At 69.0% G+C, this 26,449-nt stretch carries 25 protein-coding genes; 9 read left to right on the top strand and 16 right to left on the bottom strand.

Going from position 1 to position 26,449, the window contains the following annotated elements; genetic code table 11:
* Positions 1-278: 278 nt before the first annotated feature.
* The 5 genes from GLO27_RS13075 to GLO27_RS13055 form a co-directional block, all read right to left on the bottom strand.
* Positions 279-719 carry a DoxX family protein gene (locus GLO27_RS13075; protein ID WP_021201700.1) on the bottom strand — a complete coding sequence of 147 codons (441 nt, stop codon included), beginning with the start codon at positions 717-719 and terminating at the stop codon, positions 279-281.
* 119 nt (positions 720-838) lie between these two features.
* Positions 839-1,708, bottom strand: a complete 870-nt coding sequence (locus GLO27_RS13070; protein ID WP_029264774.1) for a dihydrodipicolinate synthase family protein — start codon at positions 1,706-1,708, stop codon at positions 839-841.
* Positions 1,705-3,360 carry a tripartite tricarboxylate transporter permease gene (locus tag GLO27_RS13065; protein ID WP_167255260.1) on the bottom strand — a complete coding sequence of 552 codons (1,656 nt, stop codon included), beginning with the start codon at positions 3,358-3,360 and terminating at the stop codon, positions 1,705-1,707. Before GLO27_RS13065 ends, GLO27_RS13070 begins: the two co-directional genes overlap by 4 nt.
* On the bottom strand, positions 3,357-3,914 hold the full coding sequence (locus GLO27_RS13060; RefSeq protein WP_243844837.1) for a tripartite tricarboxylate transporter TctB family protein: 558 nt from the start codon (positions 3,912-3,914) through the stop codon (positions 3,357-3,359). The genes GLO27_RS13065 and GLO27_RS13060 overlap by 4 nt, the downstream gene beginning before the upstream one ends.
* A gap of 89 nt (positions 3,915-4,003) precedes the next feature.
* On the bottom strand, positions 4,004-4,972 hold the full coding sequence (locus tag GLO27_RS13055; RefSeq protein ID WP_167255258.1) for a tripartite tricarboxylate transporter substrate binding protein: 969 nt from the start codon (positions 4,970-4,972) through the stop codon (positions 4,004-4,006).
* Between the two features lie 298 nt (positions 4,973-5,270).
* Between GLO27_RS13055 and GLO27_RS20275 the strand changes: the two genes are divergently transcribed.
* The 4 genes from GLO27_RS20275 to GLO27_RS13035 are packed head-to-tail and all read left to right on the top strand — an operon-like array spanning position 5,271 to position 8,985.
* Positions 5,271-6,284 (top strand): GAF domain-containing SpoIIE family protein phosphatase, encoded by a 1,014-nt coding sequence (locus GLO27_RS20275; RefSeq protein WP_208323787.1) that lies wholly within the window; start codon positions 5,271-5,273, stop codon positions 6,282-6,284.
* Positions 6,281-8,245, top strand: a complete 1,965-nt coding sequence (locus GLO27_RS13045) for a glycosyltransferase (RefSeq protein WP_167255254.1) — start codon at positions 6,281-6,283, stop codon at positions 8,243-8,245. Before GLO27_RS20275 ends, GLO27_RS13045 begins: the two co-directional genes overlap by 4 nt.
* Positions 8,229-8,561 (top strand): STAS domain-containing protein, encoded by a 333-nt coding sequence (locus tag GLO27_RS13040; protein WP_021201693.1) that lies wholly within the window; start codon positions 8,229-8,231, stop codon positions 8,559-8,561. The genes GLO27_RS13045 and GLO27_RS13040 overlap by 17 nt, the downstream gene beginning before the upstream one ends.
* On the top strand, positions 8,551-8,985 hold the full coding sequence (locus GLO27_RS13035; protein ID WP_051667789.1) for an ATP-binding protein: 435 nt from the start codon (positions 8,551-8,553) through the stop codon (positions 8,983-8,985). The genes GLO27_RS13040 and GLO27_RS13035 overlap by 11 nt, the downstream gene beginning before the upstream one ends.
* A gap of 3 nt (positions 8,986-8,988) precedes the next feature.
* Here the strand turns inward: GLO27_RS13035 and GLO27_RS13030 are convergent, their stop codons facing one another.
* From GLO27_RS13030 to GLO27_RS13005, 6 genes are all read right to left on the bottom strand, one after another.
* Entirely contained in the window at positions 8,989-9,648 is a 660-nt protein-coding gene (locus GLO27_RS13030) for a GntR family transcriptional regulator (RefSeq protein WP_021201691.1), read from the bottom strand.
* Positions 9,649-9,700: 52 nt separating this feature from the next.
* Positions 9,701-10,114, bottom strand: coding sequence for a MerR family transcriptional regulator (locus tag GLO27_RS13025; protein WP_167256169.1), 414 nt, complete (start codon positions 10,112-10,114; stop codon positions 9,701-9,703).
* Positions 10,115-10,154: 40 nt separating this feature from the next.
* A complete protein-coding gene (locus GLO27_RS13020) occupies positions 10,155-11,138 on the bottom strand; it encodes a DnaJ C-terminal domain-containing protein (protein ID WP_021201689.1) in 984 nt (327 codons plus the stop codon).
* 7 nt (positions 11,139-11,145) lie between these two features.
* A complete protein-coding gene (locus GLO27_RS13015) occupies positions 11,146-11,802 on the bottom strand; it encodes a nucleotide exchange factor GrpE (RefSeq protein WP_021201688.1) in 657 nt (218 codons plus the stop codon).
* A gap of 2 nt (positions 11,803-11,804) precedes the next feature.
* Positions 11,805-13,670: a molecular chaperone DnaK gene (gene dnaK, locus GLO27_RS13010; protein ID WP_021201687.1), complete on the bottom strand. Its 1,866-nt coding sequence runs from the start codon at positions 13,668-13,670 to the stop codon at positions 11,805-11,807.
* 182 nt (positions 13,671-13,852) lie between these two features.
* Positions 13,853-15,151 carry an HNH endonuclease signature motif containing protein gene (locus GLO27_RS13005; protein WP_167255252.1) on the bottom strand — a complete coding sequence of 433 codons (1,299 nt, stop codon included), beginning with the start codon at positions 15,149-15,151 and terminating at the stop codon, positions 13,853-13,855.
* A gap of 178 nt (positions 15,152-15,329) precedes the next feature.
* Between GLO27_RS13005 and GLO27_RS13000 the strand changes: the two genes are divergently transcribed.
* The 3 genes from GLO27_RS13000 (at position 15,330) to GLO27_RS12990 (ending at position 17,942) form a co-directional block, all read left to right on the top strand.
* Positions 15,330-16,130, top strand: a complete 801-nt coding sequence (locus tag GLO27_RS13000) for a MerR family transcriptional regulator (RefSeq protein WP_167255250.1) — start codon at positions 15,330-15,332, stop codon at positions 16,128-16,130.
* Between the two features lie 137 nt (positions 16,131-16,267).
* On the top strand, positions 16,268-17,218 hold the full coding sequence (locus GLO27_RS12995) for an NAD(P)/FAD-dependent oxidoreductase (protein WP_167255248.1): 951 nt from the start codon (positions 16,268-16,270) through the stop codon (positions 17,216-17,218).
* Positions 17,219-17,282: 64 nt separating this feature from the next.
* On the top strand, positions 17,283-17,942 hold the full coding sequence (locus GLO27_RS12990) for a hypothetical protein (RefSeq protein ID WP_029259356.1): 660 nt from the start codon (positions 17,283-17,285) through the stop codon (positions 17,940-17,942).
* Positions 17,943-17,969: 27 nt separating this feature from the next.
* On the opposite strand, the gene GLO27_RS12985 is transcribed toward GLO27_RS12990, so the two are convergent.
* Positions 17,970-18,431 carry a DUF3817 domain-containing protein gene (locus GLO27_RS12985; RefSeq protein WP_021201682.1) on the bottom strand — a complete coding sequence of 154 codons (462 nt, stop codon included), beginning with the start codon at positions 18,429-18,431 and terminating at the stop codon, positions 17,970-17,972.
* A 117-nt stretch (positions 18,432-18,548) separates the two neighbouring features.
* Between GLO27_RS12985 and GLO27_RS12980 the strand changes: the two genes are divergently transcribed.
* Positions 18,549-19,466: an AraC family transcriptional regulator gene (locus tag GLO27_RS12980; protein WP_021201681.1), complete on the top strand. Its 918-nt coding sequence runs from the start codon at positions 18,549-18,551 to the stop codon at positions 19,464-19,466.
* Between the two features lie 30 nt (positions 19,467-19,496).
* Here GLO27_RS12980 and GLO27_RS12975 read toward each other — a convergent pair whose 3' ends face one another.
* Positions 19,497-20,693: an MFS transporter gene (locus GLO27_RS12975; RefSeq protein ID WP_021201680.1), complete on the bottom strand. Its 1,197-nt coding sequence runs from the start codon at positions 20,691-20,693 to the stop codon at positions 19,497-19,499.
* 304 nt (positions 20,694-20,997) lie between these two features.
* Here GLO27_RS12975 and GLO27_RS12970 point away from each other — a divergent pair, with 304 nt between their 5' ends.
* A complete protein-coding gene (locus tag GLO27_RS12970; protein WP_021201679.1) occupies positions 20,998-21,918 on the top strand; it encodes an RIO1 family regulatory kinase/ATPase in 921 nt (306 codons plus the stop codon).
* Between the two features lie 199 nt (positions 21,919-22,117).
* Here GLO27_RS12970 and speB read toward each other — a convergent pair whose 3' ends face one another.
* Genes speB through GLO27_RS12955 form a run of 3 tightly spaced genes read right to left on the bottom strand, consistent with a single transcriptional unit; the run spans position 22,118 to position 26,404 of the window.
* Complete coding sequence (speB, locus tag GLO27_RS12965; protein ID WP_021201678.1) at positions 22,118-23,065, bottom strand: agmatinase; 948 nt, start codon at positions 23,063-23,065, stop codon at positions 22,118-22,120.
* A 44-nt stretch (positions 23,066-23,109) separates the two neighbouring features.
* Complete coding sequence (locus GLO27_RS12960; RefSeq protein WP_167255246.1) at positions 23,110-24,726, bottom strand: thiamine pyrophosphate-dependent enzyme; 1,617 nt, start codon at positions 24,724-24,726, stop codon at positions 23,110-23,112.
* Positions 24,727-24,736: 10 nt separating this feature from the next.
* A complete protein-coding gene (locus GLO27_RS12955) occupies positions 24,737-26,404 on the bottom strand; it encodes an amidohydrolase (RefSeq protein ID WP_167255244.1) in 1,668 nt (555 codons plus the stop codon).
* Positions 26,405-26,449 lie beyond the last annotated feature (45 nt).

Genomic DNA, 26,449 nt, shown 5'->3' with positions numbered 1-26,449 from the left:
GCAATCCCCTTACTTCGCTGTAAAAGTCCTCGGCGAGATGCCGAATGCGCTCAGTTTAGGTTTATTTGCGTATTTGACGCCAGGAATACGGGGAACCTCAGCGAAAGTCTTTTCTTTTTTGTGTTTTCGCATACCTTTGTCGTCGAAAACGAAAGCGGAGGTGCGCGTGGAGGCCGCAACGACGCGGAATGCGGGTTTCCCTTCCGCAACACACCCCGCACAGACGACGGATGCCGCGACCCCTCGGGCCGCGGCATCCGTCGTGATGCGGAGGTTCTTCAGCTCAGCCAGGCCGGTGCGCGTCCCCGCAGGAACGCACCGTCCAGGGAGAAACGCCCGGCGCCTGTGAGCGCGAGGGCGAGAGCTGCCGCACCGAGGACGGCGACGAACTCGTAGCCGCCCTCGCCGACCCAGAGGCCCGCGGGAAGGTGCACGGCGATGAGCGCGACGATCATGTCGATGGCCAGCAGGATACCGACAGGACGGGTGAAGAGGCCGAGGATCAACAGGATGCCGCCGATGAGCTCGACGAAGGCGACGACAGGGCCGGCGATCTCCGGGAGCGGAATCCCCATGCCTGCGAAGCTGCCGATCGTTCCGGGGAGCGTGAACTCGAAGATCTTCTGCGCGCCGTGTGCGGCGAAGATCGCGCCGACGACCACGCGGAGGACCAGGAGTCCCAGCGAGGGTGCGGCGGAGGGGGCTGTGGTGTTCGTCATGAGGAGTTCTTCCTTCGTGGCAGGACACCCGCGCGCCAGGCGCGGAGCAGGGTCGTTCCCTGGTTCCACGCTAGGAAGACGACATTTCCATCTCCTGTGACCGTGTCACCTGTGACGTGTCACCGGTGCGCGGCCACCACCTCGGCGACGGCGGTGCGCTCGGCGGCACTCGGCTCGGCGATCGCCATGCGGCAGTGCGTGTCGACCACGTCGAGCACGCGGTACGCCTCTTTCATGCGGGCCATGTCGCCACCGATGAGCGCGACCACATCGTCGACCGCGGCCTGCGCAGCGACGATGGCCGCCGCGTCCCCGGACCGCGCGGCGTCCGCGAGGGCGCGGAACGGCTTCGGCGTGACGGACGACACCCCGGACACGACGCCCTGCGCCCCCACCTCGACGGCCGCGATCAGGTCGCGGTCGGCGCCGGTGTAGAGGTCGAAGTCGGCGGGCACGACGGCACGGTAGGCGGCGATGTCGTCGAGGGAGAGTTCGCTGATCTTGGCGCCCACGACGTTGGGCAGTCGTGCGAGACGCGCGAGGAGCTCCGGCGACACCGGGTTGCCGCTGCGGGCCGGGTAGATGTACACGTACAGCCGCCCGTCCCCGACGGCCTCCGACACCGCGCGGTAGTACTCGAAGATCGCGTCGTCCGTGGCCTGCAGGTAGTACGGCGTCAGCGCGGCGAACTCGGTCGCGCCCAGTCGGCGGGCGATACGGGTCAGCCGCACGGCCTCGAAGGTGCTGGGGCGACCGACGTGCACGACCACGCGCATGCGCTCTTGCAGCTCGGCCAACGCCGCTTCCACGATGGCCGCGAACTCGTCGGCGTCCACGGCGGGGAACTCGCCCGTCGTGCCGAGCACGAACGCTCCCTCGTTCCCCGAATCGGCGACGAACCGGAAGATCGCACGCGAGCCCTCGATGTCGAGGGTGCCGTCGCGGTGGAACGCGGTGGGCACGGCGGTCAGGATGTCATAGCGGGTCACTTCTCGGTCTCCTCGGAGTTCTTGCGGGTCTTGCGGGCACGACGCCCTGAGGTGTCGACGTTGCGGACGGTGGAGGTGAGCAGATCGGGCTGGGCGGCGAGCTCGTCGTGTGCCTTCTCGATCTGCTGGATGCTGTCGTCGTGCAGGATCGAGTCCGCGAGCGAGGCGCGCTCGGCACGGGGCCTCCGGGCGGCGCGGATGGCCGGCATCACGATCGAGAGCACGGCCAGGGCGAGCAGCACGAGCGCGATGGGGCTGACCACCTCGAAGAACGGACGCGTGGGGAGGATCGCCAGCGTGCGGGCGAGGTTCTCCTCGGCGAGCGGTCCGAGCAGGAGGCCGAGCACGACCGGACCGGCCGGCACCTGCATGCGCTTGAGCAGCACTCCGATCACACCGAAGACGAGCATCGTCACGACCGTCGAGAGGCTGTTCGAGGTGGCGTAGGTGCCGATGATGCAGAAGATCAGGATGCCGCTCCACAGATACGGCTGCGGCACGTCGAGCAGCTTCACCATGCCCTTCATGCGCACCAGGCTGAGCGCGAGAGAGAGGATCGTCGCGATCAGCATGATGCCCACGATCGAGACGACCAGGTCGGGGCGGTTGGTGAAGAGTGTGGGACCGGGGGTGATGCCCCAGATGATCATCGAGCCGATCATCACGGCCATCACCGAGTCACCGGGGATGCCGAGGGCCATGGTCGTCGTGAGGGAGCCGCCGAGGGTGGCGCTGGAGGCGGTGTCGGAGGCGGCGACACCCTCGATCGATCCCTTGCCGAACATCTCGGGGTGCTTCGACGCCTTGCGTGCCCGCTCCCACCCGATGAGTCCGGCGATGTCCCCACCGGCCGCGGGGATGAGCCCGACACCGAGTCCGACGGCGCCGCCGACCGCGGTCGCGCGCCCGCTCTGCTTCAGTTCGGCGCGGTTCGGCCACCAGCGGCCGAGACTCGAGATCGGGCGCACGGCCGACTTCCGATGCGTGAGCAGCTGGTCGAACAGCTCGGCGATGCCGAAGAGTCCGATGATCACGGCGATGAAGTTGACGCCCTCGACGAGTTCGAGCACCCCGAAGGTGAAGCGCTGGTCGGCGGTGGCCGCGTACGTGCCGACGCTGCCGAGCATGAGGCCGAAGAGTCCGGCGAGAATGCCCTTGAGCATCGACTTCGACGAGATGCCGATCATGATCGCGATGCCGAAGACCACGAGCGCGAACAGCTCGGGCGACTTGAAGTAGTCGCGGGCGAAGCTGGCGATCGGCACGGCGGCGACCGCGAAGAGCACGAGTGAGGCGAGGATGCCGACCGCCGAGACGATCGCCGAGACGGTGAGCGCGAGCCCCGCCCTTCCCTGCTTCGCCATCGGATACCCGTCGAGGGTGGTGGCGATGGACGCGGGCGTGCCCGGGGTGTTGATCAGGATGGACGGCACCCGGTCGCCGAAGTTCGCCGCGACGTAGATCGTCAGCAGCACGGCGAGACCCTGCACGGGCTCGAGGGTCATCGTGAAGCCGGCGGCGAGGGCGACGGCCATGGTCGCGGTGATGCCGGGGAACGCTCCGACCATGAACCCGAGCACGAGGCCGACGAGCATGTAGAGCAGGATCGAGATGTCGAGGAGCGAGTTCAGCCCCTCCATGAGCGCGTTCACAGGGGGATCCTCAGGAGCATCCCGAACACGACGTAGACGAACGCCGTGACGGAGGCGGAGTAGATGACGAGGCTCAGCCAGCGGCGGTGGCCGTAGAGGAGCATGAGGGCGGCCATCAGCAGAGCGGCGGCGATCGGGAAGACCTCGATGCGGTAGCCGAACAGGATGACCGAACCCAGCGACCACAGCGCGATGAAGGTGCCGGTGATCGCGAGGGTGGCGATCACGCGCAGGTAGCCTCCTGGCTGGATGCGCTCGAGGTCTTCACGGGTGGGGGCCGGACGGGTGATCGCGACCGCGAGCAGCGCGATGGCGATGACGACGCCGGTGACCCCGATGACGAGGGGCCAGAAGCGGGCGTCGATCTGCCCGGGGGCGGCCTCGCGGCGCAGCGGGATCTGCGTCGCGAGGAAGAGGTAGCCGGCGGTGAACCCGAGGGCGACGACCGCGAACACGATCTCGAGGGGACGCGAGGCGGAGGCGCCCTGGTACCCGTCGTCCGTGGCGGCGACGGAGGCGTGCGTTGCAGACCCGTCCGATGCGGAGGTCGACATGGTGCTCCTTTTCCTGATCCGAGAAGTGAGGGTGGGTGCTGCGGAGCCCGTGATGAGCCCGGCCCCGCAGCATCGGCGACCCGGTCTTCTCAGCCCAGGAGGTCCTTGAAGAGGTCGAACTGCTCGTCGACGAAGGTGGTCCACTCGGCGGAGTCGCGGTACACGACCAGGTTTCCGGCATCGGCCTGGAACTTCTGGTAGCTGTCGGACTCGACGGCTTCCTTCACGGCGGCTTCGAGCGCGGTCTTGACGTCGCCAGGGAGACCCTTGGGTGCGTAGATGCCGCCCCAGCCACCGAAGATCACGTCTTCGCCGATGGCCTCTTCGACCGTCTCGACGTCTTCCGCGTCGGGGTGGCGCACGTCGTTCATGACAGCCAGGATGCGCACGGCCTCACCCTGCGCCAGGGCTTCGCCGAGGCCGGAGACGGCGGCGACGGTCTCACCCGATGCCGCTGCTGCGACGGCTGTCGCTCCTCCGTCGTACGGCACCGGGGTGAAGTCGGCGTCCGTCGCGTCGCCGAGCCCGATGGTGGCGGCCTCCCAGATGGAGCCGGCGCCGGAGTTGGCGACCGTCACGGCACCCGCCTTCGCCTGAGAGACGAGGTCTTCCAGCGTCTCGATACCGCTGTTCGCGCCGACCGTGACCACGCCGGGGGCGAGCATGATCTGGCCGAGCAGGTCGAAGTCGTCCGGCAGCACGTTCGCACTCTGCGTGGTGTTGAGCATCGCGATCTCGACCGGCGCGAATCCGATGACATACCCGTCGGGATCCTGCGCGCCCACGTACTCCATGGCCAGCGCTCCGGCGGCACCGGGCATGTTCTCCGGGATGACGCTGACGCCGAGGATCTTCTCGAGCTCCGTGGCGAGCGCGCGCGACGAGAGGTCGGACCCTCCGCCGGGGTTGGCCTGGATGATGAGGCGGATGTCGCTCTCGGGGAACGTCGATCCGGCCTCCTCGCCCTCCTCGACCTTGGTGCAGGCCGAGACGATGAGAGCGGTGGCTGCGAGGGCGGCGATCGCGGCGGCCGCCCGGGTGATGCGCTTGCGGGGCATCTTTGCTCCTCTACGTGGGTCGACCCTGTTGTCGACTCCCCGACCGTAGCAGTGTTGACTGTTAACAGTCAACACTGGCGGGTGCGCGAGTGGCGTCCCATCGGCCATGCGTTCCTTCTAGGATGGCCGAAGGCGACCGTAGGAGGGGCGGAGCACATGTTCGACGAGCGACGGCGACAGGCAGCGCTCGAGGAACTGGGGATCCTTGACACACCACCGGACGAGCGCGTGGACCGGGTGGCACGGCTGGCGAAGGAGATGTTCGGCGTGCCGATGGTCAGCGTCTCGCTGATCGACCGTGATCGGCAATGGCGCAAGGCGCAGATCGGGCTGGGCGGGAACGAAGCCCCCCCGGCAGGACTCCTTCTGCGACTACACGGTCTCGCAGGACGCGACCGTGGTGGTCGAAGATGCCCTCATCACCGATGTCTTCGCCGACAACCCGTTCGTCACAGGGGACCCGCACCTGCGTTTCTATGCCGGCCACCCGCTGCACGCGCCCGGCGGCGAGCCCGTCGGCACCCTGTGCGTGCTCGACACCGAGCCCCACACCTTCACCGAAGCACAGCGCGACCTGCTGCGCGACCTGGCGTTCTGGGTGCAGACCGAGCTCGCCCAGGACCAGGACATCGACCACGCGGCTGTTCTCCAGCGCGCGCTGCGACCACGCTCGAACCCCGAGCTCGATGGTTACACGATCGCTGCGGGTGCCGCCCCGCGCGGCATGCTCGCGGGCGACTACTATGACTTCTCGACGCACGGAGGGGCGCTGCGCATCACGGTGGCCGACGCGATGGGCAAGGGCACCGGCCCCGCACTCGTCGCCGCGACCGTGCGAGCGTCGTTGCGGACGGCGCCCGAGCGCTCGCTCGCCGTCTCCGTGGCCGACGTCGATCGTCTGCTCGAAGAGGACCTCGCCGACACGGCGATGTTCGTCACCGCCATGGTCGCCGAGCTGCGACCCGAGAGCGGGGATCTGGACGTGATCGACGCCGGGCACAACCTCGCCTTCGTGATCCGGGCCGACGGTTCCTGGACGCACCTGCGCTCCAAGAACCTCCCGCTCGGGATGGGCATGGGCGTCGTCGATGCCCGCGTGCCGATGACCACGAGGCTCGAACCCGGCGACACGTTCATCTGCTGCAGCGACGGACTGCTGGATGTGCTCGACGCCGACGATCCCTTCGCCCATGTGCAGCGCGTGCTCCGAGCGCTCGGCCCGGAGGGTGCGGTGCGCGAGGCGCTGCGACTCGCCGCCGACGATCGTGCGACGGACGACATCACCGTCGTGGTGGTGCGGAGGGACGCATGACCGCCCGGTTCGCGGCGATCCGCATCCTCGCCCTGCTCTCCGTGCTGCTGGGTGTCAACTACGTGGCATGGCGCTGGCTCGAATCGGTCAACTGGTCGGCGTGGTGGATCGCCGTGCCCCTCGTGATCGCCGAGACCTACAGCCTGATCGACACGTTCCTGTTCTGCCTCACGATGTGGCGCGCACGCGAGCGGCCGGCCCCCGTCTCGCCGCCGCAGGGGACAGTCGACGTGTTCATAACGACGTACGACGAACCGGTGGCTCTGGTGATGACCACCGCCCGCGCGGCGAAGAACATCGCCTACCCCCACTCGACCTGGATCCTCGACGACGGCTCGCGCCCCGAGTTGGAGGCCGAAGCCCGAGCGGCGGGGGTCGGCTACCTCACGCGCTCGGAGGAGTGGACGGGAAAGCCGCGGCATGCCAAGGCCGGCAACCTGAACAGCGCACTGTTCCAGACCGACGGCGAGTTCCTCCTCATCCTCGACGCCGATCAGGTTCCCGATCCACTGATCCTCCATCGCACGCTCGGATACTTCGCGGACGACGAGGAGGTCGCCCTCGTGCAGACGCCGCAGTGGTTCGTGAACGTCGATGACGCCGATCCGCTGGGCAGCCAGGCGCCGCTGTTCTACGGTCCGATCCAGCAGGGCAAGGACGGATGGAACGCCGCCTTCTTCTGCGGCTCGAACGCCGTGCTGCGACGCGAAGCCCTGATGCGACTCGGGATCGTGGGGTATGTGCGCGACGTCACCGACTCGGCCTCCCGGGCACTCAAGGCCGCCGAGACCCTGATCGCCCGGGAGGCGCAGACCGCAGCGGATTCCGCCCTGGCGACGGAGCTGTCGGCGCTGCGCATCGCGATCAGCCGCGGACGGAAGGAACTCGCGGCCGGAGAATCGGTCGCCGATGTCGCCGCGCGGGTGCGCGAGTCGGTCGACCATGCCTCACGCATCCTCATCGCGCACGATATGGACGGCATCAGGGCTGACCTGGCGGAGATAGGCGCCCTTCCGCTGCAGCAGGACGCCGAGCTGGGCGCGGTGATCGTCGACGAGGCCGGCCTCGATGCCCTCGCCGCCTCCGACCTCTCCCCGGTCACCGCCGTCGCCGCTGTGCGGGGTCTGCTGGACGCGTTGCGGTTGGACCGTGGCGACGAGGCACAGCCCATCCTCCCCCTCGCGACGATCTCGGTCACCGAGGACATGGCCACGGCCATGCAGCTGCACGCCCTCGGCTGGAAGAGCGTGTACCACCACGAGATCCTGGCGCACGGTCTCGCTCCCGAAGACCTGCGCACGATGCTGACGCAGCGACTGCGCTGGGCGCAGGGCACTCTGCAGGTGATGCTGCGGGACAACCCGCTCGTCAAACGGGGCCTCTCGGCCGGACAGCGGTTGATGTACTTCTCCACGATGTGGACGTACCTGTCGGGATTCGCCGCGATCGTCTATCTCGTGGCCCCGGTCGTCTACCTGGTGTGGGGTGTGCTTCCGGTCACCGCCTGGTCGTTGGATTTCTTCGCCCGCTTCCTGCCGTACTTCCTCGTGAATCAGGCGCTGTTCCTCGTGGTCGCGAAGGGCGTGCGCACCTGGAGGGGGCAGCAGTACTCGCTCGCACTGTTCCCGGTATGGATCCGTGCCTGCTGGACGGCATTCGCCAACGTCGCACTCGGCCGCCCGCTTTCCTTCGCCGTCACGCGGAAGGACGGCCGCGACCCCCGCGGCATCCCCTGGGGGCAGATCTGGCCCCAGCTCACCGCGATGGCGATGCTCGCGATCGCCCTCATCATCGGCATCACCCGCGTGATCATCGGAACCGCCGACGGCACCGGCACGATCGTGAACACGGCTTGGGTGCTGTACGACCTGGTCGTGCTCAGCGTCATCATCCAGGCCGCCCGCTACCGCGGACCGGCCGCCCGCGCCCTCGAGAAGGAGTCGAATGAACGTCAGCACTGAGAACAGGGACGGCTATGCCGTGATCGCGATCACGGGGCGGCTGACCGCTTCGGGCGCGCCGCTGCTGCGAAACGCGGTGAGCGACCTCGTCACCGCAGGACAGCCCCGCATCGCGATCGATCTGCGTGGCACGGAATTCGTCGATTCCTCCGGACTCGGCGCCCTCGTCGGAGGCCTCAAGAGCGCCCGGGTCGCGGGCGGAGACCTGCGGATCGCCGCCGTGCCCGACGCGGTGAAGACGGTCCTGCACCTCACCAACCTCGATCGCGTGCTTCGCGACTACCCCACGCCGGAATCGGCGTTCGATGGCAGCTGAACCGCCGGGCTTCCACATCGACGGGCGGGCAGAACTCGCCCTCGTGGACCGCGTCCTGGATGAGCTCGACCGGCTCTGGATACGCGCGCCCGGCGTCCCCGCCGAAGACCGCACCCTCTTCACGCTCGCGCTCAGCGAAGTCGCGACCAACATCGCACAGCACAGCCGGGGCATCGACGTGACGATGAGCGTGGATGTGCGCGCTTCCGACGGTGCGCTGCACGCTGAGGTCGTCGACTCGGCGGAACCGGCGACGATCGACTGGGACGGCGTCGTGATGCCCGAGCAGGCGAGCGAGAACGGACGCGGTCTTGCTCTGGCGCAGGCCGCTCTCGACGAGTTCAGCCATTCGGCGACAGCCCGCGGCAACACCTGGGGGCTGGTGCGTCGGCTGCAGGCGCATCCGAACGATCCGTCGATCTGACGGTCAGCGTCCGCCCACCTCGTGCAGCATGCGCTCGCGTGCACCGTCGAGGTGGGCGCTCAACACCTCGGCAGCAGCTTCCTGGGTACCGGTGCGCATGACCTCGAGCAGCTTCACATGATCGTCTGACGACTCATGGAGATCCTCGTCATGGTTGATCGTGACCTCGAGCAGCGCCGTGAACGTCGGCAGGTACTGGTTCCACGCCCCCTCGAGGCGCGGGTGATCGGCGAGCGCGTAGATCTGCGAGTGGAACTCGAGGTCGGCGGTGACGAACGCCGCGTGGTCTCCGGCATCGGCGGCTTCGGCCATCCGCGCGACGGCGGCGGAGATGGCCTCCCAGCGCTCGTCGTCGTCGACGCGCATCGCTCGAGAGAGGGCGAGCTGTTCGAGAGCGCCCCGCAGGCTGTACAGCTGATCGACGTCGTCGCGGGTGAGTCCGACGATGTAGACCCCACGCGGACGTTGCACCTCGACGAGCTTCTCGAAGCTCAGCTGCGTCAGGGCATCGCGCACCGGTCCCCGACTGACCGAGAACTCCTCGGCGAGCGCTTCTTCGGTGATGCGTGCGCCCGGGGCGAGTTCGCCGCGCACGATGCGCTGGCGGAGCACCCGCGCCACCTGGGCGCCGAGGGATTCTCCGCGCGTGACGGTCTGCGTCATGGTGACCTCCTGTTAACTGTTGACAGGATACACACCACCCATCGCGAGTGACCTAGGCGCTCCCGCGCGGGTCCCAGAGCACGACCTCGGTCGAGCGCCGAAGGCGGCGACCGGTCGGCATGGGCACGACGCCCGCGGACCCGGCGGCGAACACGCGCACGCCCGGACGGCTCTCGCGCTCGGTGCGCAGCGCGCTCTCGAGCACGGTGATGCGATTCCGCAGCGCCCTGTTCTCATCTTCCAGGTCGAGCAGGCGAGCGATCGCGGGAAGGCTCACCCCTTCGGAGGAGAGCTGAGCGACCTCGCGCAACTGCTCGATGTTGCGTGTCGAGTAGCGGCGCGAGCCCCCTGAGGTGCGCCCGGGGACGACGAGGCCGATGCGGTCGTACTGCCGCAGGGTCTGCGGATGGAGGCCGGAGAGTTCGGCGGCGGCGGCGATCGCGAACACCGGGGTGTCGGCATTCATCATGAACGCCTCCGCCCCCGGTGTCCGCTTCGACGACCGGTCATCGCCGCGCCTTCGCCATCAGCTCGGCCCGCGGGTTCTCCGTGGGCTCGAGTTCCTGGAACTTCTCCAGCGCTTCGCGTGCGGCCTCATCGAGGTGCGTGGGCACCGCGACCTGAAGCTCGGCGAGCAGGTCGCCCGTGCCCTTCGAGGTGGTGACACCGCGGCCCTTGACCCGCAGCACCCGCCCGGAGGGGGTGCCGGGTGCGACGCGGAGTTTCACCACGTCGCCGCCGAGGGTGGGCACCTCGATGGTCGCCCCGAGAGTGGCCTCGGTGAACGTCACCGGGACGACGACTCGCAGGTTGAGACCGTCGCGGGTGAAGACCGGATGCGGGCGCACCGCGATCTGCACCACGATGTCGCCGCTCTCTCCGCCATCGGGCGAGGGACGACCGCGCCCGCGCAGACGGATCTTCTGGCCGTCGGCGACACCCGCAGGGATCTTCACCTTGAACGGCTTGCCGTCTTCACCCTGCAGCGAGATGGTCTCGCCCTGCACGGCGGTGATGAAGTCGAGCGTGGTGCGGGCCGTGACGTCGGCACCGCGCTGCGGACCACCGAAGCCGCGGTAACCGCCGCTCGGCTGACCGAAGCGACCGTTGCCGAAGCTCGCGCCCTGCCCCTGGTTGAACATCGCGAAGATGTCCTCGAAGTCGGCGGTCTGCCCGCGGCCCTGCTGTCCGAAACGGCTGAACACGTCTTCGAAGCCGCCGGCCCCCTGGCCGCCCGCCGTGAAGCGGGCGCCGGAGCCCATGGCGCGGATCTCGTCGTACTCCTTGCGCTGTTCGGCGTCGGAGAGCACCGAGTAGGCCTCGCTGATCTCCTTGAACTTCGCCTCGGCCTTGGCATCACCCTGATTGGAGTCCGGATGATACTTGCGCGCGAGCTTGCGATACGTCTTCTTCAGGTCCGCATCGCTGACGTCCTTGGAGACCCCGAGGGTCTTGTAGAAGTCCTTGTCGAACCAATCCTGGCTGGCCATCGATCACCTACCCTTCCGGGACGGCGACGACGACCTTCGCGGGGCGCAACTCGACATCACCGAGGCGGTAGCCCACCTCGACGACCTCCAGCACGGTGGTCTTCTCGGCGCCGGGAGTCGGCTGCTGGAAGATGGCCTCGTGACGCTGGGGGTCGAATTCCTCGCCCTTCTCGCCGTACGCGACCACTCCGAGACGCTCCACGACCAGCCGCACCTTGTCGGCGATCACGGCGAAGGGAGTCCCCTCCACGAGATCGCCGTGCTGGGCAGCGCGGTCGAGGTCGTCGAGCACGGGGATGAGACCCTTGGCGGCCTCGCCCTTCGCGCGCTCGCTCTCGACCTGGCGCTGCTCCTCGGTGCGGCGACGGTAGTTGGCGTACTCGGCCTGGAGGCGCTTGAGGTCGTTCAGCAGCGTGGATTCCAGGTCGGCGAGCACGGCGTCTTCCGCCGCGGCCTCGCCGGTCTGCGTGGCGCCGAGGATGTCGTCGACCGTGAGGTCGTCCGGCGCACCGTCGACGGGGGTCTCGTCCGACCCCTCGGCGGCTGCCGCTTCACGGGAGTCCTGGTGGTGCGGCGCGGGGCCGGATGCCTGAGCATCCGACCCCTCGCTGCGACCTTCGGCGGACTCAGGAAACTGGTTCTCGTCGAAGTTCTTGTCCGTCATGATTACTTCTTCTCGTCCTCATCGTCGACGACCTCGGCATCGATGACGTCCTCATCGGAGGAGGGAGCGTCACCGGTCGGGGCCTCGCCGTCAGCCGAAGCGCCGGCAGCGGCATCCGCCTGCGAGGAGGCGTAGATGGCCTCGCCGAGCTTGGACTGCGACTGGTTGAGCTTGTCGAACGCGGTCTTCACAGCCTCGTCGTCTTCGCCGGCCAGCGCCGTCTTGAGCGCGTCGACGTCGGCCTTGACCTCGGTCTTCACGTCTTCGGGCAGCTTGTCGTCGTTCTCGGTGATCAGCTTGTCGATCGAGTACGCGAGGGTCTCGGCCTGGTTGCGGACCTCGGCGGCCTCACGGCGCGCCTTGTCCTCCGCTGCGTGCTCCTCAGCCTCGCGCACCATGCGCTCGATGTCTTCCTTCGACAGCGACGAGCCGCCGGAGATGACGATCGACTTCTCGGTACCGGTGCCCTTGTCCTTGGCGGACACGTGCACGATGCCGTTGGCGTCGATGTCGAAGGTGACCTCGATCTGCGGGATGCCACGGGGCGCCGGTGCGATACCCGTCAGCTCGAACGTGCCGAGCGGCTTGTTGTCGCGCGTGAAGTCACGCTCGCCCTGGAAGACCTGGATCGCGACGGACGGCTGGTTGTCGTCTGCCGTGGTGAAGGTCTCGCTGCGCTTGGTCGGAATGGCCGTGTTGCGCTCGATGAGCTTGGTCATCATGCCGCCCTTGGTCTCGATGCCGAGGCTCAGCGGGGTGACGTCGATGAGGAGAACGTCCTTGCGCTCACCCTTGAGGACACCGGCCTGGAGAGCCGCGCCGACGGCGACGACCTCGTCCGGGTTGACGCCCTTGTTCGCGTCCTTGCCGGTCTCGCGCTTGACGAGCTCGGCGACCGCAGGCATACGCGTCGATCCACCCACGAGCACGATGTGGTCGATCTCGGACACCTTGATGCCGGCTTCGCGGATGACATCCTCGAACGGCTTCTTGGTGCGGTCGAGCAGGTCCTTCGTGAGGTCCTCGAACTTCGCGCGGGTAATGGTCTCGGACAGCGACACCGGGCCGGAGTCGGTCAGCGACAGGTAGGGCAGGTTGATGCTGGTGGAGGTGGAGGAGGAGAGTTCCTTCTTCGCCTGCTCCGCAGCTTCCTTGAGACGCTGCAGGGCGATCTTGTCACCCGAGACGTCGACGCCCGTGGTCTCCTTGAACTGCTTGATCAGGTAGTCGACGAGACGCTGGTCCCAGTCGTCTCCACCGAGGCGGTTGTCGCCAGCGGTGGCGCGCACCTGGATCGTGGAGAAGTCGTCGTCCTTGCCCACTTCGAGCAGCGAGACGTCGAACGTTCCGCCACCCAGGTCGAAGACCAGGATGAGCTCGTCTTCCTTGCCCTTGTCGAGGCCGTAGGCCAGCGCGGCCGCGGTCGGCTCGTTGATGATGCGCAGGACGTTGAGGCCCGAGATCTCGCCGGCCTCCTTGGTGGCCTGACGCTCGGCGTCGTTGAAGTACGCGGGGACGGTGATGACCGCGTCGGTCACCGTGTCGCCCAGGTACGCCTCGGCGTCGCGCTTGAGCTTCATGAGGATGCGCGCGGAGATCTCCTGCGGCGTCCACTTCTTGCCGTCGACGTCGAAGCTCCAGTCGGTGCCCATGTGGCGCTTGACGGAAGCGATCGTCCGGTCGACGTTGGTGACGGCCTGGCGCTTCGCGGTCTCACCGACGAGCACCTCCCCGTCCTTGGTGAAGGCCACGACCGAGGGGGTCGTGCGGAAGCCCTCGGCGTTGGCGATGACCTTGGGCTCGCCACCCTCGAGGACGCTGACGACGGAGTTGGTGGTTCCGAGGTCGATACCGACAGCACGTGCCATGTGTTCTCTCCTTTGTTGGAAGTTCGTTGTGGTTCGGAAATCTGCGGCGATCAGGAAAACCTGAGTCGCGATGACTCAAGTGTAACGAGAGGTCGCTCGAGTGTCAAATGAACTTGATATGAACGGGCTCAACTTTTAACCGAGGCCCTCCCGTGCACGTTCCCGCCGGTGGCACCCCTCGCTCAGAACGGCGGCACGACCGGGTCGTCGACGAAGGTGACCGTGTTCTGCGGCGGTGGCCGGTCGATGTAGACCTTGCCGGTCGGGCTCGTCCAGGCATAGAGCCCCGCCCCCAGAGACTCGACCGCCCACGGCGAGTGATGTTTGAGCACGTGGTGGCGTCGGCACAGGTGGCCGAGGTTCGACTCGTCAGTGGAGCCCCCGAGCGCGGCATCCTGATGGTGATCGATGTCGCAGTCGACGGCCGCGTACCCGCACGCGGGGAATCGACAGCGCTGATCCCTGGCGCTCAGATGCCGTTTCAGGTCGGAACTCGGACGATAACGGTCGACCGCGAGGAGCGCTCCGGAGATCGGGTGCGTGAGGATCCGGTCCCACCCAGATGCCGCACCGGCGAGACGGCGGGCGGTCGCGGGATCGATCGGGGTGCGGCCGTTCAGCTCAGCCGGCGTCGCATCGTCTCCGATCAGCGTCGTGACGGGAACGGTGACCGACACCGATCCGCGGATCGCCGCGAGAAGCCCCTCGTGCGCGTCGTGGCCGGCCGGAGCGCCTGTCAGGAGCAGGTCGAGGGCGAGATCGGCGCGGCGTTGCGCGATAGAGCGCCGGTCCGGCTCCGGAGACTCGGGCTCGTGAGCGTCGACCTCCGGGGATTCGAGCTCGCGAACGGCTGTGGCCATCTGCGTGAGCCGCTGGAAGACGCCGTGGACGAGCGCCGATGGACCGAGCAGGCCGAGCTGCGTCATCCCATCGTCGACGTCTTTGATCCATACGGACCGCTGCTCCCGCGCATCCTCGTGCCGCTGATCGACCGATCGCGCCTGGAACCGTTCGGCGACCCGTCGCGCCATCCGCGCGACCCTGCCAGGAGACTCGCTCTCCGCGAAGGCGATCATCTGGGTCGCGTACGCGTCGCGGCTCGCCGCCTCGTCGAGGTGCTCGCCCGCCTCGCACACGGCCCGGGCGTGCGCAGCACTGATGCGCCCGGCGCCCTGCGCTTCCCAGACCAGCGGGAAGCGCTCCACGACCCACGCCGCATCCGCCATGCGGCGCTGCACCGTGCGGTCGCTCACGCGCAGGGCGGTGGCGAACTCCGCGGCCACGGTGCGCACCGTCATCTCCCCATGATCGGGATGCTCCGCCTGCGCGGCGACCTCGAGCGCGAGCCGGGACCCCAGAGCGAGGATGCCGTCGCGGGCGGCCTGCAGGCTGCTGATCGAGCGCTCGACCTCGACGAGCATCTCGGTGAGCGCGGCGAGCGCACCCACCTGCTCGAGAGTCGCATCCGCCAGTGCCGTCATACCGTCAGTGAACCAGGAGCCACCGACATTCAAAGGCCCAGATCAGCGGCTGAAAACGATATATCGGAATGCGGTCCGGAGCCGGAGAATGCGGCGTCAGGAGAGACCGCATCCGCGCCCGCCCCTCCCCTGACGCGATACTTGACCCTGACACAGTGGCAGACCGGAGAACTGAGACATGTTGTCCATCGGAGCGTTCGCGCAGGTCGGCCAGGTGACCCATCGGATGCTCCGGCATTGGGACACCGCCGGCCTGCTCGTGCCCGCCCATGTGGACGAGTTCAGCGGCTACCGCTCCTACGATCCCTCGCAGCTGGAACGGCTGCATCGGATCGTCGCCCTGCGCCAGCTGGGTTTCGGGCTCGACGACATCTCGACGATCCTCGAACGGGGTGTCGATGCCGAGCGCATCGCCGCCCTGCTGCGGATCCGTCGCGCAGAGGTCGAGCAGGAGCATCGGATCGCCGCGGAGAGACTCGTCGACGTGGAGAGGCGCCTCCACCTCATCGAAAGAGAGAATCACATGTCTCAGATCGAGATCGTCGACAAGCCCCTCCCCGCCGTCCGCCTCGCGGCCATCCGCACGATCGTCGCCGATCAGCCGGCGGTCGCGGGGGTGGTCGGACCCGCGTTCGACGCGGTGGCGGAGATCATCGGCGACCAGCACTCCCTGTCCACCCCGATCGCCGAGTACGAGACGCTCGACGACGGCCTGCAGGTCATCGCCGGATACGCCTACACCGGCCCCGCACAGGATGGGTTCGAGATCATCGAGCTCCCGGCGGCGGCGGGCGCCGTGTGCGGCATCCACCTCGGCTCGATGGATCGCATCGCCGAGAGCTGGCAGGCGATCCACACCGAGATTTTCGCCCGCGGTCTGGTCCACGACGGCCCCTGCCGCGAGCTGTACGTGCGCGCCGTCTCGGAAGACCAGTCCGACTGGGTCACCGAACTGCAGCAGCCCGTGCGGCGCGGGTAGGTCGGCCGGAGGGCACCGACCCGGTCAGCCGAACAGTGGCAGGATGAAAGTAAGGCGCGCCTTACCGGCCGCCCGGCGGCGTCGCCTCGGCAGACGCCGAGCGATGGATCCGCCCCTTTCTCGGAAGGACCACGCGGATGACATCACTCACACCGAGAGCGGACGAGCCCGCCGACTACGACGTGCTCGTCGTGGGTGGCGGACCCGCCGGCCTCTCCGCTGCGCTCAACCTCGGCCGCGCCCTCGCGCACGTGCTCGTGATCGACGCCGATCGTCCCCGCAACGCGGCCACGCTGCGATCGCACGGATTCCTGACCCGCGACGGCATCCCGCCTCAAGAACTGCGTCGCCTCGCCAGGGCAGAGCTTGCGGCCTACCCGAACGTCGAGGTGAGATCACGGACCCGCGTGGCCGCTCTCCGCCCCGCGGCCGGCGGGTTCGCGGCGGACATCGGACGGCGCGAGACCGAGGCGACCGTGACCGCCCGCACGACGCTGCTGGCCACCGGTCTGCGCGAGACGCTCCCGGATGTCCCGAACCTGCGCGGCTACTACGGCATGAGTCTGTTCAGCTGCGCCGCCTGCGATGCGTGGGAGCTGCAGGGACGCCGACTCGCCCTCATCGGCGAGACCGCGGACCTCGCGGATCGCGCGCGACTCATCGGCCGTTGGACCGAGAACCTTGCCGTCTTCACCCACGGCGCAGACTCCGTGACACCGGACGAGGAGGCTGCCCTCGCAGCCGTCGGGATCTCCGTGCATCGGGCTCCCATCGCCGAGCTCGTGGGCGACCGAGGCCAGCTCGAAGCCATCCGCCTCGCCGACGGCACCGCGGTCGGCGTCGACGGCGGTTTCGTGCGCCCCGAGTGGGACACCACGCTGGCTTTCCTCGACGGGATCACCCCGGCGACGGACGATGCCGGGCACCTGCTCACCGACCGCTCCGGTCGCACCGACGTGCCGGGACTCTATGCCGCAGGGGATGCCGCGGCACCCGGTCCGCAGCAGCTGATCGTGGCGGCAGGGGCCGGCGCTCGGGTCGCCGCGGTGATCGTGCACGACTCGATCGGCATCGCCACCGCCCACTGAGCAGGAGTCGAGGACAGCACGGGAGTCGAGGACGGGCGCGGGGCGCGGGGCTAGGCTGGCCCGCATGACGCGCACCTCCTCCATCCCCCTGCGCCTGGCCGCCACCGCGATCGCTGTCACGGGAGTGCTCTCGCTGAGCGGATGCCTGTACGCGCAGATCCCCGCGACATCGCCGTCCGACGCCACCTCGCCGAGCACGGAGACCGATGCACCCGTCGACGAGGCGCCCGGTTCGACCCTGACCTTCGCCGAAGGCCTCGATCTCGCCGACGACACCTACATCGAATGGGGCGACGGGCTCATGGCCGACGACGGGTGGAAGACGGTCTCACCCGACGACGGCAACGGCGGCTGGACCTACGGCACGGTCGACGGCACCTGCACAGCACGGTTCTGGCAGGGCTACACGACCGACGTGCCCGTGGTCGCCGGGGACGACAGCGCGTCATCCGATGCGATCCTCGGTGTGCTGCTGCAGACTCCGACCAGCGAGGTCACCGCGCTCGCGACCACCGGCGAGTTCAGCTATATGGCCGGTGGGAGCGGGGGCGTCGAGATGCGCCAGGTGGTGGGCGTGGACGGCAGCCGCACCTGGCTCATGGCCGCACGCGCATTCACTCAGACCGGAGTGGGCTTGTCGGTGATCGTGGACTGCACCGCCGCGGATGCGGAGGCGACGATGGCCGCGATCAACGAGGAGAACGCGGTCGTCGTCACTCCCTGAGCGCAGCGGCGGCGCGACCGCACGGACTCACTTGCCGCCCGGAGGGCCGATCAGCAACAGGATGACGTACAGCGCGACGATGCCGACGACCAGCAACAGCGCGAGCACCCATGGCCGCTGCAGGAACCAGCGCATCAGTCGGTCGTACCAGCGGCGATCCCGCGGGTCGTCCGTCGCATCGAGGCGCCAGTCGCCGGTGAGTCGACCGGTGCGATGCAGCCAGATCTCCATCGGGATCGTCGCGTAGGGGACGATGGCACTGGCCACGGCGAGCACGCCGACGCCGACGTGCCAGCGCTGGTTCAATGCGACCAGGATCGCCGTCGCCGCGTACGACAGGAACACGAACCCGTGGATGCCACCGCCCACGGTCACCACGATCCCCGGAGCGCCGACGGCGCGGGCGATGATCGCGGCGATCAGGATCGTCCAGGTGATCGCCTCCGCGATCGCGAGAACTCGGAACAGACGGTCGGGTGTGCGGAACACGGTACTCCTCGGGTGGGGTCCCTCCACCGTATCCGCCGGACATCTCGTTCGAATCAATCGAACGGTTGACCCCGCCGGCAGTGGAATAGCTCACCGCCTCGCGATGTTGCCGAAGGCATGGTGACAGTGGATGCGGACGCGCTCTCGAACGTGCTCGGCGCCGTCGACCTCCGCGTCGGCATCGGCCGGCGCACCTCTCTCGCTGCGGGAGCGCTGCTGCCGATCCCTGCCGGTGCCATCACGCTGGTCTACGTCGTGGAGGGCGGAGTCCTGGGGCACCCTCCGCTCGGCGACGGCTGCCGACTCGACGTCGACCCGGACTCGAAGACGCGCCCCTCCACCCCGGAGAACCGGCATGACGTGCTGGTCGCGGGCGACGCCTTCCTGACCATCGGCCGCTCAGCGTTCGTCCTCGAGGCCGCGAGCACCACGAGCCTCATGATCGCCGATATCGAACTCGCGGATGCGGCGTCGCCGCTGCCCGCACTGCTGCCGCCCTTCCTCACCGTCACCGGGTTCGACACCGTGGAGCCGGCCGCCGCGGCCCTCGCCCTGAACATGGGCGTGATCGACCACACCCTGAAGCCCGCCCGCCAGGGCGATCCCATCATCTGCCGCATGATGGCGACGACGGTGCTGCTGTCGGTCATCCGCGCCTGGGCTGCGAACGGCTGCGCTCCCTCGGGCTGGCCGTCGCTGTCGAACGACCCCTTCCTCGACCGGGTCGTCGACGCCATCCGCGAGGAGCCCGGCCGCGACTGGACGGTCGAGCGCCTCGCCGGCATCGGAGCCATGTCGCGCTCCACGTTCGCCGAGCGGTTCCGCAGCGCCGTCGGTCGCTCGCCCGCCGACTACGTGACCGAAGTTCGCGTCGACGCGGCCAAGCGGATGCTCGACGCCGGACGGAGCGTCTCGGATGTCTCCCGCGAACTCGGCTACGCCTCGGATGAAGGGTTCAGTCGGGCGTTCCGACGCCGCACCGGACAGACCCCCTCCGCCTGGCGGCTCGCGAACCGCACTCCTGTCCCCGCCTGAAAGATCCCGCCGGAAAGATTCCGAACCCTCTCAGCCCCTGCTGCTGACGCGGTTCGAGGCGCCGAAGAGCACCGCGCCCGCGAGCAGCGAGATGGCGCCGATCACGTAGACCAGTTCGACGTTCAGCGTGTCGACGAGCAGTCCGCCGATGCCGGCCGCGAGCGTGATCGCCCCCTGGAAGCCCACCACGACGAGGCTGCCGCCGGCTTCGAGCCGATCGGGCATGCGGTGCCCGACCCAGGTGTTGGCGACGATCAGCCAGGACGAGAAGAAGAAGCCCCACACCAGCACGACGATGCCGACGCCGATGACCGACCCCGAGAACAGGATCATCGAGATGACGGACACCGCGATCACCAACGGCGCGAACACCGCGAAGAAGGCGAACGTGCGGTCGATGACGAGGCCGATCGTGATGTTGCCGAGCAGGCCGCCGACGCCGAACAGCGCGAGCAGCACGACGATGGTCGAGGCGTCGACCTCCGGGATGCGCTCCAGCGCGAGACGCACGTATGTGTAGGCGAGGAAGTGCCCGAGCACGACGAGCACGTGCCCGACCATGCCGAGACCGATGCCGGGACGGCGCAGGGTGTCGACGAGCAGACGCAGGCTCGATGCCCGTTCCGCCGGCACCGACGGCAGCGCGAACCGCAGGACGACCGCGAGCACGACCATCAGCACACCCGCGATGGCGAAGACCATCCGCCAGTCGACGAGCTCGCTCAGCATGACGCCCAGCGGTACGCCGGCCACGGTCGCCAGCGAGACGCCGGCCGAGGTGAACATCACACCGCGGCCGAGGTTCGCCGGTCCCGCGAGACGTGCGGCGACCGTGATCGACATCGCCCAGAACGCGCTGATCGCCGCCCCGAGCAGGAAGCGCGCCAGCAGCACGATGATCAGATTCGGCGAGATCGCCACGATGAGGTTCGACACCGCGGCGGCGAGCGCCATCCATACCAGCAGCGACCGACGGTCGAGGCGCGGGAAGATGAGTCCGACAGTCGGCGCGACCACGAGTCCGACCAGCGCGGTCACGGTCACGGTCTGTCCGGCTTGACCCGGGGTGACCCCGAGCCCGTCGGCCATCTCGGTGAGCACGCCGTTGGGCAGGAACTCGGCCGTGACCAGCAGGAAGCCCATCAGCATCAGCACGATGAGCCCGCCGTAGCGGATACGGGACGCTGCGGAGGACGGCAGGGTGGGAACGGGGGCGGTCGTGGTCATGGTTCCACGTTCGCAGGATCGGGACGGCGTCGCCCGACCGGTCGTCCGCGGCACCCGACCATTCGTCCGGGCGCGTCGGGCCGAACCCTCGACGGAACTACCGACGGGGCGAACGTCCGCGGGTCTGGACAAGGCCGCCGCGAACGCCCTAGGCTCGACGACGCACCGGGACGAGCCCGGGAAGCCCGAGCGGAAGGAGCCGAGGACATGAACACCGTCTTTGTCGCGCTCTCCGCCGACCATCTTCCCTTCGAGGCCGCCCGCTCCTGATCGTGGTGTGGCCTCCTGCTCCCGGAGCCACATCGTGTCTGATCTCTTCGCTTCCTCGGAAGCCGCGTCCTTCGACGCATCCCCGCTCGATTCCACCGCGTTCGATCCCACCACGTTCGATCCCGCCGCCTTCGACGCCCTCGAAACCGAGCTCTCCTTCGCCGACGTCGATCCTGGCGAGGGCCAGCGCTGGTCCACGTGGCCGGCGATCACCCCCTCCGAACGCGGCCCCGAGCCGTGGCCCGCATGGGTCGTGACCTCGGCGGGCGCACTCGACACCGAGCGCGGCATCCTCAAGACCGGCAAGGAGGCCGACGTGTTCCTGCTCGAACGCGCGGTGCCGGGCGATCCCTCGCAGCACACGCTGCTCGCGGCGAAGCGCTACCGCAGCGCAGAACACCGCAGCTTCCACCGGTCATCCGTCTACACCGAGGGCCGCAGCACACGGAACACCCGTGATGCACGGGCCCTCGCCAAGAAGTCCGACCACGGTCGCGAGGTGGCCGCCGCGCAGTGGTCCTTCGCCGAGTTCGAGGCCCTCTGCCGCATGTGGGAGCTCGGCGCCCCGGTGCCCTATCCCGTGCAGGTGAACGGCACCGAGGTACTGATGGAGTTCCTCGGCGACGCCGACGGCACGGCCGCGCCCCGCCTGGCCCAGGTGCGCGCCGACCGCGCCGAGCTGCAGGGCTACTACGCGCAGGTGGTCGACCTGATGCGGATCTTCGCCGCAGCCGGCTTCGCCCACGGCGACCTCTCGGCCTACAACCTGCTCGTGCACGACGGGCGGGTGCGCGTGATCGACCTGCCACAGATCGTCGACATCATCGCGAACCCGCAGGGGCTCGACCTGCTGCACCGCGACTGCGTGAACATCTGCGACTGGTTCACCCGCCGCCGGGTGGAGTGCGACCCCGAGGAGCTGTTCGCCGAGATGCTCGCCGCGTCGTACACGTGAGGTGTCGCCTCCGGGAGGTTCCGCATCCGGGAGGTTCCGGTCGCAGTTGTTGCCGCCCGGCGGCGTGCGGCGCGGCAGGAACTGCGACCGGAGCCAGCGGGACGCGTGCGGCGCGGCAGGAACTGCGACCGGAACCGGCGGGACGCGTGCGGCGCGGCAGGAACCGGCGGGACGGATGCGAGCGGCAGAAGCTGCGACGTCAGGCGGCGAGGCGGGCGGCCAGCAGCGTCACGAGCTCGTAGACCACGTGGCTCGCGGCGATGCCGGTCATCTGCGCATGGTCGTAGGCGGGCGAGACCTCGACCACGTCCGCCCCGACGATGTTCTGCGATTTCAGGGCGCGCAGGATCCGCAGCAGCTCGCGACTGGTGAGCCCACCGGCCTCCGGGGTGCCGGTACCGGGTGCGTGAGCGGGGTCGAGCACGTCGATGTCGATCGACACGTACAGCGGCTTGTCGCCGATGCGCTGCAGGATGCGGGCGATGCCGGCCTCGACCCCGTGCTCCTCGATGTACTCGCTCGACACGATCGAGAAGCCCAGGCGCTCGTCGTCCTCGAGGTCCTGCTTCGAGTACAGGGGGCCGCGGGTGCCGACGTGGCAGCTGGCGGTGAGGTCGATCAGTCCCTCCTCGCTCGCCCGGCGGAAGGGGGTGCCGTGCGTGATGGGAGCCCCGAAGTAGGTGTCCCACGTGTCGAGGTGGGCGTCGAAATGCAGGACCGCGACCGGACCGTGCTTCGCGGCGACCGCCCTCAACAGTGGCAGCGCCACCGTGTGATCGCCGCCGATCGTGACGATACGCTGCACCTGCTCGCCGAGGGCCAGCGCCGCACGCTCGACCTCGGTCACGGCCTCGGTCAGATCGAACGGGTTGACCGGGATGTCACCGGCATCCACGACCTGCGCGATGGCGAACGGCGACACATCCTGCGCGGGGTTGTACGGCCGCAGCAGGCGCGACGACTCGCGCACGTGCGAAGGACCGAACCGCGTGCCCGGCCGGTAGCTGACGCCGGAGTCGAAGGGGATGCCGACGACCGCGATGTCGGCACGGGGCACGTCTTCGATGCGCGGCAGGCGCGCGAAGGTCGCGATGCCGGAATAGCGGGGGTTCACGGACGCGTCGATGGGGCCCACGTTCTCGGTCATTGCTCGTTCCTGTTCGTCGGGGTGATCTGGAGGGTCAGTGGGGCTCAGAGGGCATGCTGCGGGATGTGCACCAGCTGCACGCCCCCGGCGGTGATCGCGGCGCGGATGCTCGACGCGATGTCGTCGCGCCGTTCCACGCGGCGGCCGGTCGCTCCGAAGGCCGTCGCGAGCGCCGCCCAGTCGGGCTGCACCAGGTCGACGCCGATCGGGGCCATGCCGCGATCGACCTCGTTCTGCCGAATCTCGGCATACCCGCCGTTGTCGACGCACACGACCGTGACATCGAGGCGCTGCTCGACCGCGGTGACCAGCTCGTTCACGCAGAACATCAGGGCGCCGTCGCCGATCACGGTCACGACCGGGTGCTCGGTCTGCGCGACCCGTGCGCCGATCGCCGCGGGCAGGCCGTAGCCGAGGGTCGCGTAGGTGGGGGTGTAGAGCAGGGAGTGGGGATGGGCCGCCCGCAGCACGCTGCCCAGCGCCATGTAGACGATCTGGGACGAGTCGCCCGCGACGATCGCATCGTCGGGCAGGGCGTCGGCGATGATCTCGGCGAGGGCGACCGTCTCGGGTGCGGTCTCCCGCATCTCGACGTCGATCGCCGCACGTTCGGCCGTGAGGTCGCGCGGCGCGCGGGTCTCGGCGGAGAGGGACGGCAGCAGCGCCTCCAGGACGGCGGCCGCATCGCCCGTGATCCCGACGGTCGCGGCGAGGTTCTTGTCGCGCTGCGCCGGCGAGATGTCGACGCGGATCACGGTTCCACGGGCTTCGAGTCGCGGCGCCCACAGCTCGGCCTCGCCGAGCTTCGAGCCGACCACCAGCAGCACGTCGGCGGCCTCCGCGACCGCACGGGCCGCGGCGAGCCGCAGGTTCGAACCGAGCGAGAGCGCATGCCGTTCATCGACCACACCCTTACCGTTCAGCGTGGTCAGCACCGGGGCACCGAGTCGCTCGGCAAGGGTCGTGACCTCGTGCGCAGCATCCACCGCTCCCCCACCGGCGACGATCACCGGGGTCTTCGCGTCGGCGAGCAGACGGGCCGCCTCGGCGAGCGCGGTCGGCTCCCCGGAGACCCGGGTCGGCACCGGGCGCGGTCGCCGCGCCTCGGCGGAGACATCGGCCGGAGCCTCCAGCACGTCGAGCGGGATCTCGATGTGCACAGGACGGGGACGACCGGTGCGGAACAGTGCGAACGCATCATGGACGGCCTCGACCGCCTCGGGGGCGCTCGTCACGCGACGAGACCACTCGGCGATCGCGCCGACCATGGCCGTGGCGTCCTTCGTCTCGTGCAGGGTGCCCACGTCGGCGAACTCCGCACCGAGGGGCACCCCCGGTGAGAGGACGATGAGCGGCCGTGATTCGCAGAACGCCGTGCCGATCGCACTCATGGCGTTCTGCAGTCCGGGGCCCGAGGTCGTGATGACGACGCCGGGGAGGCCGGTCTGCTGCGCCCAACCGTCGGCCCCGTAGCCGGAGCCCTGCTCGTGGCGGTTCGTGACCGCGCGGATGCCGAGGTCGGCGAGCGGCCGATAGAGCTCGAGGTTGTGGGTGCCGGGGATGCCGAAGATCGCGGTCACGCCGTAGGCGCGGATCGTCTCCAGCACGGCTCGCCCTGCGGTGTCGGCGTACTGCTCCGCCGTCGTGGTGTCGGTGCTCATCGTGTCATCCTCACACCTGGTGACGACGCGTGCCGTCGACCCAGGTCTCGCGCACCGTGATCGCCGAGATCTCCTCGGCCGGCACGACCAGCGGGTCGCCGGAGAGCACCACGAAGTCGGCGTACTTGCCGATTTCGAGCGAACCCAGGTCGTCTTCGCGCCCGATCGATACGGCACCCTCGATCGTGTGTGCGCGCAGGGCCGCGAGCGCGGAGACCCGCAGGTCGTCCGGCCCGAGCTTGTGTCCGCGGCGGGTGACGCGGGTGACGGCGGTCTGGATGGCTTCGAGCGGGATCGGCTCGGCGACCGGAGCATCCGACGAGATGGTGAACGGCACACCCGCCCGCTCGAACTCTCCGAGCGGGTTGAAGCGCTCGCCCGGGGTGCCGATGGCCTCTTCCACGCCCTCACCCCAGTTGAAGTAGTGCTGGGTCTGGTTGACCGGACGGATTCCGGAGAGGGCCATCCGCTCGATCTGCTCGGGCGTGGGCAGGCCGCAGTGCTCGATGCGGTGGCGGGCGTCGGCATCCGGATGCTCGGCGAGCGCGGCCTCGATCGCCGACACGACCATCTCGATCGCGGTAGGCGACTGGGCGTGCGTGGCGGTCTGCAGCCCCGCGGCGTGCGCTCTGCTGATGAGCCCCGCGTACTCGGCGGGCTCGTGGTAGAGCTGCCCGGTACGGCACGGGTCGCCGACGTAGCCGTCGGGGAAGTACGCGGTCCAGCCACCGAGCGTGCCGTCGGCATAGAACTTGATGCCGGCGAAGCTCAGGTGCGCGTTGCCGAACTGCCCGACGAGCCCCATCTCGAGCGCCTCGTCGAGCAGGTGCGAGAGCAGGTACATCGACACCCGCAGCTCCAGGCGCCCGGCCTCGGCGAGGCGCAGGTACATGTCGAACTCGCGGCGCGTGACCTGCGCGTCGCCGATCGAGGTGACCCCGCCGGCGAGGAACCGCTGGGTCGCGGCGTCCAGCTGGCGCAGGTGCTCCTCGGGCTCGTCGGCGAGGTGGAAGTTCGGACCGTGGTGGCCGATCTTCACGCCATGCACTCCGGTGAGGATGTTGCACGCGGCATCCGACAGCTCGCCGGTCAGCTCGCCCTCGGCATCGCGGAAGAACTCACCGCCGTCGGGGTTCGGGGTGTCGCGGTCGACGCCGTTGATCGTGAGGGTGTGCGAGTTCACGACCCCACCGTGGCCGGAGGCGTTCATGAGGTACACCTCGCGGTCGGCGGCGACCTCGTCGAGCTCGAAGCGGGTGGGATGCCGCTTCTCGGCGAGGTTGCGCTGCTCGTAGCCGTAGCCGCGCACCGGGCGCCCCGCGGGCAGGTCGGCAGCCGCGGCCTTCAGCAGGGCCACGATCTCGGGGATGCTGCCTGCCTTCTCGGGCCCGCAGTCGACCCAGCTCATCATCTGCCCGAACATGAGCGGATGCGCGTGGGCGTCGACGAAGCCGGGGACCACGACCCCGTCGCCGAGGTCGATGCGCTCCGGAGAGAGCCCACCCCGCTCGGCCGCGGCCTCGCAGTCGGCGAGGGTGCCGATCGCGAGGATCCGCCCGCGATCGGTCAGCATCGCCGTGGCGGTGGAGGCCGCGACATCCGCCGTGTGGATCGCGTGCGCGGTCAGCAGGACGGGTGCCGTCTGGGCCGAGCGGTCGAAGGGGGTGAGCTTTCTCATGGGGAACCTGTTCGCGGTCGTGGCGTGCGGGAGGGGACGTCGTCG

The organism is Microbacterium sp. Be9, from assembly GCF_011754135.1.
GTDB classification, from domain to species: Bacteria; Actinomycetota; Actinomycetes; order Actinomycetales; family Microbacteriaceae; genus Microbacterium; species Microbacterium maritypicum_A.
This window is presented reverse-complemented; position numbering and strand designations above follow the sequence as displayed.

Bases quoted from the DNA above. Each gene is read 5' to 3' on its own strand.
- GLO27_RS13075 (WP_021201700.1), bottom strand. From the start codon at position 719: ATGACGAACACCACAGCCCCCTCCGCCGCACCCTCGCTGGGACTCCTG.
- GLO27_RS13060 (WP_243844837.1), bottom strand. From the start codon at position 3,914: ATGTCGACCTCCGCATCGGACGGGTCTGCAACGCACGCCTCCGTCGCC.
- GLO27_RS13055 (WP_167255258.1), bottom strand. From the start codon at position 4,972: ATGCCCCGCAAGCGCATCACCCGGGCGGCCGCCGCGATCGCCGCCCTC.
- GLO27_RS13045 (WP_167255254.1), top strand. From the start codon at position 6,281: ATGACCGCCCGGTTCGCGGCGATCCGCATCCTCGCCCTGCTCTCCGTG.
- GLO27_RS13040 (WP_021201693.1), top strand. From the start codon at position 8,229: ATGAACGTCAGCACTGAGAACAGGGACGGCTATGCCGTGATCGCGATC.
- GLO27_RS13035 (WP_051667789.1), top strand. From the start codon at position 8,551: ATGGCAGCTGAACCGCCGGGCTTCCACATCGACGGGCGGGCAGAACTC.
- GLO27_RS13030 (WP_021201691.1), bottom strand. From the start codon at position 9,648: ATGACGCAGACCGTCACGCGCGGAGAATCCCTCGGCGCCCAGGTGGCG.
- GLO27_RS13025 (WP_167256169.1), bottom strand. From the start codon at position 10,114: ATGAATGCCGACACCCCGGTGTTCGCGATCGCCGCCGCCGCCGAACTC.
- GLO27_RS13020 (WP_021201689.1), bottom strand. From the start codon at position 11,138: ATGGCCAGCCAGGATTGGTTCGACAAGGACTTCTACAAGACCCTCGGG.
- GLO27_RS13015 (WP_021201688.1), bottom strand. From the start codon at position 11,802: ATGACGGACAAGAACTTCGACGAGAACCAGTTTCCTGAGTCCGCCGAA.
- dnaK (WP_021201687.1), bottom strand. From the start codon at position 13,670: ATGGCACGTGCTGTCGGTATCGACCTCGGAACCACCAACTCCGTCGTC.
- GLO27_RS13005 (WP_167255252.1), bottom strand. From the start codon at position 15,151: ATGACGGCACTGGCGGATGCGACTCTCGAGCAGGTGGGTGCGCTCGCC.
- GLO27_RS13000 (WP_167255250.1), top strand. From the start codon at position 15,330: ATGTTGTCCATCGGAGCGTTCGCGCAGGTCGGCCAGGTGACCCATCGG.
- GLO27_RS12995 (WP_167255248.1), top strand. From the start codon at position 16,268: ATGACATCACTCACACCGAGAGCGGACGAGCCCGCCGACTACGACGTG.
- GLO27_RS12990 (WP_029259356.1), top strand. From the start codon at position 17,283: ATGACGCGCACCTCCTCCATCCCCCTGCGCCTGGCCGCCACCGCGATC.
- GLO27_RS12980 (WP_021201681.1), top strand. From the start codon at position 18,549: ATGGTGACAGTGGATGCGGACGCGCTCTCGAACGTGCTCGGCGCCGTC.
- GLO27_RS12975 (WP_021201680.1), bottom strand. From the start codon at position 20,693: ATGACCACGACCGCCCCCGTTCCCACCCTGCCGTCCTCCGCAGCGTCC.
- speB (WP_021201678.1), bottom strand. From the start codon at position 23,065: ATGACCGAGAACGTGGGCCCCATCGACGCGTCCGTGAACCCCCGCTAT.
- GLO27_RS12960 (WP_167255246.1), bottom strand. From the start codon at position 24,726: ATGAGCACCGACACCACGACGGCGGAGCAGTACGCCGACACCGCAGGG.
- GLO27_RS12955 (WP_167255244.1), bottom strand. From the start codon at position 26,404: ATGAGAAAGCTCACCCCCTTCGACCGCTCGGCCCAGACGGCACCCGTC.